Origin of the sequence: Mycobacterium sp. (assembly GCF_049281135.1) — a bacterium.
Taxonomy (GTDB): domain Bacteria; phylum Actinomycetota; class Actinomycetes; order Mycobacteriales; family Mycobacteriaceae; genus Mycobacterium.
Genome location: NZ_JBAPRN010000038.1, coordinates 1 through 5,665, shown reverse-complemented (window position 1 = coordinate 5,665; position 5,665 = coordinate 1). Strand labels below are relative to the sequence as shown.

At 63.0% G+C, this 5,665-nt stretch carries 5 protein-coding genes; 2 read left to right on the top strand and 3 right to left on the bottom strand.

The window, feature by feature from the left end; all coding sequences use genetic code 11:
* Nucleotides 1-493 (bottom strand): isocitrate lyase/phosphoenolpyruvate mutase family protein (locus WAN02_RS01480; RefSeq protein ID WP_422262155.1); only part of this gene is annotated, 493 nt, incomplete at its 3' end.
* 30 nt (nt 494-523) lie between these two features.
* Here WAN02_RS01480 and WAN02_RS01475 point away from each other — a divergent pair.
* Together WAN02_RS01475 and WAN02_RS01470 are read left to right on the top strand one after the other, a co-directional pair.
* Nucleotides 524-1,870, top strand: coding sequence for a JmjC domain-containing protein (locus tag WAN02_RS01475; RefSeq protein WP_422262153.1), 1,347 nt, complete (start codon nt 524-526; stop codon nt 1,868-1,870).
* 142 nt (nt 1,871-2,012) lie between these two features.
* On the top strand, nt 2,013-3,545 hold the full coding sequence (locus WAN02_RS01470; protein WP_422262150.1) for a B12-binding domain-containing radical SAM protein: 1,533 nt from the start codon (nt 2,013-2,015) through the stop codon (nt 3,543-3,545).
* Between the two features lie 14 nt (nt 3,546-3,559).
* Here WAN02_RS01470 and WAN02_RS01465 read toward each other — a convergent pair whose 3' ends face one another.
* Nucleotides 3,560-4,864, bottom strand: a complete 1,305-nt coding sequence (locus WAN02_RS01465) for a tetratricopeptide repeat protein (RefSeq protein WP_422262148.1) — start codon at nt 4,862-4,864, stop codon at nt 3,560-3,562.
* Between the two features lie 17 nt (nt 4,865-4,881).
* Nucleotides 4,882-5,665, bottom strand: a 784-nt coding sequence (locus WAN02_RS01460; protein ID WP_422262146.1) for a carbamoyltransferase C-terminal domain-containing protein, incomplete at its 5' end; no start/stop codon positions are given.

Below are 5,665 nucleotides of genomic sequence, written 5' to 3'. Positions count from 1 at the left end.
GTTTACGAACGAGTCTTCGGGTGTTGTTGAAGTTGCCGTAGCCGGTATCACCGTCGAGAACGATAGGCACCGATGTGGCATCAGCCATGAACTCGACCATGTCCACGACCTGTGTCCAACTGGTTTCGTTGTTGTCGCGTACTCCGAATTGCGCTGACAGCGTGAAACTTGAGGCCCAGATACCTTTGAAGCCAGCCTCCTCGGCGATGACCGCGCTGATGCCGTTATGGGCTTCGAGGATGAACTCGAGCTCGTCGGAATTGAGCATCTGGCGCAACCGGGCCGATTTACGCGTAGGCGTCATAAGTCCCCCGGTGTTTTTAGGGGGGGCGCGGAAAGAACCGCAATCCCACGAATTACGTTCCCGGATATTGAGGGCGACCATACTACGATCCGGGCCGGTACGGCACTTTTTGGGGTTCAATAATGTCTTGACGGGTTTGCTGCACACCGAGGACTTCTCCGGGGCTTGGAGGCGCAGGCGAGAAGCCACCCGTGGTGCGTGGCGAAAGGTGATATCAGTATGAACGACGGTCCCCCGCCCCCGGTCGAAACTTCACCTCCGGGCGCGCCTCGGCGGGGTGCACTTGCGGACCTGTTCCCGCGTGCCAGCGAGCGTGGGGAGACGCTGGACTATTGGGCGAAGGGCCGCTTCCTCGTTGAGCACGGCGCCTCGAAGAAACTCGAAGAACCTATTGCCGAACGGTTCCCCACGCCGGAGGCACTGGCCAAGGTCGCGCCCGGCATTCCGGTGTCGGTCTACGGCTTCCGTGATGTCTCGGGTGCTGAGGGGACTGCCGCAAAGTCGGACGGGGTTCAGGTCTTACATACCTTTCCGGCAAGCACCATTCGCGAAGCTGTTCCGCTCTATCACGCAGGTCATACGGTCGTCTGCTGGCACATGCTGGAATACCTCCCCGAGGCGCTCCGACGGGGCACCGACATCCTGGAATCGATCGGCCTGCCGTGCCGGCCGATGGCCGCCCGCGGCCTGATGGAACCCTGGAATAAACCCTGGCTGTTTGTCGTGAGCCTGGTGTACACGCCGTCAGGCGCTAGCTCCGGATTGGGCTTGCACTTCGACCTGTTCGACAGCGTGGTGGTGCAACTGCGGGGCTACAAGCATTGGCGTGTCGGCCAGCATCCTTTCCTCGATTATCCGCTCTACAACGAAGAGACCGCCGCCCGCCTGGACTACCCGCCGTCACTGCCTCGGCTGGCCACGCGTCCCGAATTCCTGGGGAAGCTGGAAGACATCGAAATGCGGCACGGGTCTGCGCTGCTGCTTCCGCGTGGCACCTACCACACCACGCTGGCAGACGACGTTGCCTCGCTGTCCATCGGCTATCACTTCGCGCTGCCCACCTGGTCACAACTTGTGCTGGCCGCCCTCGAACGTCGCCTAACGCGCGACTCGCGCATGCGGACCACCCCGTTCGGGGCATTTCACCTCGCAGGCCCGTCCACTGCGGCTCAGCAGGGCATGGCCTGGGCGGTGGAGCAGGTACGTGAGGCGCTGAGCGACCCTCAGCAATTACTCGAGGCTGACTTGCTCGGCAACTTGGCCTCCCATCATCAGGCAGCTTTCCGGCTCACTCCCGATGCCAAAGCTCAACTGCTGCTTGACAATCCACCGGGCATCGGCAACTATGGCGGCCGCGGCGTCGACGTTGAACTACCTGCCGAGGCCAGCGTGCTGTGTCGCTGGATCGCTGGCAGGGCTGGCCGCTTCTTCGACTTCAACGACGCTACAACGGCTGCCGGGCAACAACTGAGCGCACAAGACGTCTGGAACGTTCTACAAGAGTGCGTCGAGGCAGGTGTACTCGAACGACACTGGGGTGGCACCGGCCAACATTCCGTGCCGTGATTGTTGACTCCGGAAACATCACCGTGAGAACCTTATTGGCTCGCAGGGGCCCATTCGGGTAGGAGTCGACGTGATTTCAGACCTTAAGTTGCAACTTCCGAGCGCGAAGCCGACTGCCTGGAAAAAGCCGTCGGACTTCAGGGTGCTGCTCGTCTATCCCAACATCCAGCAATCAGCAATGATGCCGTACTCGATGGGGCTGTTTACCGCCATCCTTCGGGAGCGTGGCTTTGCTGTCGAATTGTTCGACAGCACCTTCTACGTGGAAGAGTTGACGGCGAACTATATCCACTACCGGACATACGTGAAGCAGTTCGACTGGTTCGAGCGCGGCGTGGAATTTCGCAACACCCGGATGCTGGATGATTTCCGCGCCAAAGTGGCTGAGTTTCAACCGGATTTGATCGCGGTCTCGGTAGTCGAGAATACGTATTCCATTGGCCGAAGCATGATCCGGGCCTTGCCGGCCAAGGACCGCAAAATCCCGACGATTTGGGGTGGCCCGTTCGCGACCTTTGCCCCCGAGTTTATCCTGCGCGACGACGTCGGTGATTTTGTCTGTCGTGGAGAGGGCGAGATCGCGCTACCCGAGCTGTGCAAGCGGATGTGCGAGGGCCGGTCGGTGACGAACATCCCGAATCTGTGGGTTCGTGAGGACGGCAACGTGCACCGAAACCCATTGGGCCCCCGGGTCGATCTCGACGAACTGCCGTTTGCGGACTACAGCCTGTTCGAGGAGCAGGCGATCTATCGCCCCATGGATGGGCGGGTGTGGCGAACCGTCGGCATCGAGAACCAGCGCGGCTGCCCCTACCGGTGCACGTACTGCAATTCGCCCGGCAACAACCGAATAGCGCTCGCCGAGCAGGGCAGCGTGTTTTACCGGCGCAAGTCGATCTCACGGACCATGGCGGAGCTTGAGCACCAGCACAAACTCCACAACATCGAACTCGTCTATTGGCTGGCCGATACCTTCCTCGCGTTGCCGCCGCCGGTGTTCGATGAGCTGGTCGAGCGTTACGAGGACTACCGCATCCCGTTCTGGATGAATACCCGCTCTGAAACCATCACCGAGCACACGGCGGACGGTCTGGAGCGGATGAACATGCTGCGGGCCAGCATCGGCATCGAACACGGCAATGCCGAGTACCGGCGCAAGATGCTGAAGCGTACGCAGACAAACGAACAACTTCGGGCCGCCTTCGACATCTGTTCGGGGCGAAGCTTTTCGGTGACCGGCAATTGCATCATCGGGATGCCGGAGGAGACGCGTGAGCTGATCTTCGAGACCATCGAGTTCACCCGCAACCTGCCCGATGACATCGACACCACCGGCTGCTTCATCTTCTCGCCGCTGCACGGCACCGAGCTGCGGACCGTCGCGGTGGAAAACGGGTACCTCGATCCAGATACCTTCTGCGACATCACGGATCCCGAGGTGAGCATGCTCGACCAGCCGCAACTGAGCCGAGCCGAGGTGACTGGAATCGCCAAAACCTTCGGCCTCTATCAGGAGGTTCCGACGTCCGACTGGGATCGGGTCCGGTTGGCCGAGGAGGACTCGCCGGCGGGTGACGCGATGCTCGACGTGCTCTATCGCCAGTACCGCCCCGGGGATACGGGGGCCGTCAAGGGCGACCAGCCGCCGCATGTGCCTATGTCGACCGGGGTCTAGCGCAAGCCTTTTCGTCACTGTGTCGGGTGCGGCCCGTTGGTCTCCCCGCTCGCCCAACGTTCGACGTCGACGATCCCTAATTCGCCGAGGGTGACCCGGGCCTCTCGCCCGTGCAGCAGCCAGTTGGCACGCTCCGGGTCAAGCCGGATCGCCGCGCCGGCGAACCCTTGAGCGCCGGCGTCGTCGCCGCCGCGTGCCAGCACGAGTGCCAGAGCGATGTGGACTTCGATGCTTCGAGGTGCCATGTTCAGCGCGTCGCGCAGATAGCTCTCGGCGAGGTCCAGGGTCGGGTCGCTGTCCCAGCAGTCGGAGTGTTTGTAGCAGTACAGGCCGGTGCGTGCGTAGACGCCGGCGAGAAACGTCTGATCCATGCCGTGGCCGTCGCGAACCTCGTCGGACGAGGCGATGGCCGGCGCGGCGTCGAGGCCGGCGAAGTCTGCGATGTGGGCACCGAGCAGGTCGGCCAGTTGGATAAACCCGGCCAGCTTCGGGTGGCAGTCGTCCCAGAATTGGGCGCTACCGCAGATCCCGTCCGCAGCCTCCGCCTGAAACGCCGCCTCCGCATCCAACAGCCGGATCCGGTGTTCGGCGGCCAGGGCGCGAATGTTTTTGTTCACGTTGCTGATTGCCCGAATGGGCCGACCATCGAAGTCGTTGGCGGCGACGAGGTGTGGGCGCGCATCTTCGGCTCGTCCCGCCGCGAGAAGGATGCGCCCGAGTAGGAAATGAGCCTGGGCGAACTCTGGATCCGATCCGAGGATGTCCTGCAACAGACGCTCGGCGTCGTCGAGCCGACCGGCGCGACCGGCATCCGCCGCGCGCGAATACAGGTCTTCAAAATACTCGGCTCGCTCGTCGGTGAGCACGGTGTAGCTGGGCGGCCAGTCCCGCAGGTTGGTCGGAATGGTCGACAGCACCACTTCGATGCCTGCGTCGCGCAGCATCTGGACGCTGGCCTCGAGATGTCGCCGGTGACTTTCGACGATGGAGCGCCGTTCCGCGGCGGACACCAGCATGGGCCCTCGACCTCGACTGTCGCGATCCGGCGACAGGTGAATGAACTCGTTGTTGCCGGAGTACACCAGGGCGATCGCCCTGCCCGGCGCGTGCGTATGCTGCGCGACGGACCGGGTTCGCTCCAGCACGTAGCGCGACGGCGCTCCGTATCGTGCCTCGTTGCGCACAACCAGGTCGCAGCCGTTGACCGAGTTCGACCATGTCTGCGCGACGATTTTGCCGACGTCACAGTTGGGGGCGTACGGGAAGCCCCACGGCACGGAGCTGCCGAACAGATACACGGTGAAGTCTGATCCACCCACGGCGCTCCGCCCGCTGCTCAAAACAAGGTGTAGGTATGCGGCGTCAGGTTGCCGAGATCTCCATCGCTACAGGCGTCGATGACCTCCTCGGCCAGTTCCAGCAACGGCTGGATGAGTTCGCAGGCCGAAACGACACCGTCGGCCGTCCACGTCTGCCGAAGTAGGTCTCCGACGGCGTCGAGAGTTTCCAATTCACAGAACTCGGCCGCTGCCTCTGGCGGTGAGTAGGCGCTGCCGGTCGTCGTCTCGCCACCGAGCCGACGGGCGAAATCGCCGGCGTAGCGCGAGGATAGCGGCGTCAGGAAGAGCCGAAAGAACAGTTCTATCCGCTCGGCTTCGACGAGGGGTGGGTCGGCGTTGATCCGCCGATTGCGCGGCGATTCGGCCGGGCCGCGGGTGCCAGGCGGCTTGCCGGTGACGATCAGATCGTTGACGGCGAGAACGTCGATGTCCGTATGAAGGAAGCACGCCAAGGCATCCTCAGGAGTGCAGACAATGGGCTCCCCGCGGACGTTCAGCGACGTGTTCACCACCATGGGGCAACCGGTGAGGTCCCGAAACGCCTCGATGATCGAGCGGAATTCGGGGTTGCTGTCCGGGCCCACCGTCTGGATGCGAGCGCTGTAGTCGATGTGGGTGATGGCCGGCACGTCGCTGCGCACCTGCCGGACGATGCGCAGCAGGTCGTCGTCGAGGTCGAGGGAGCCGCGCTCCATGGCCAACCGGCGTTCGCGGATCACCGGGGCGGTCATCAGCATGTAGGGACTGGGCCGGTCCAGCTCGAAGTACTCGTTGCATGCC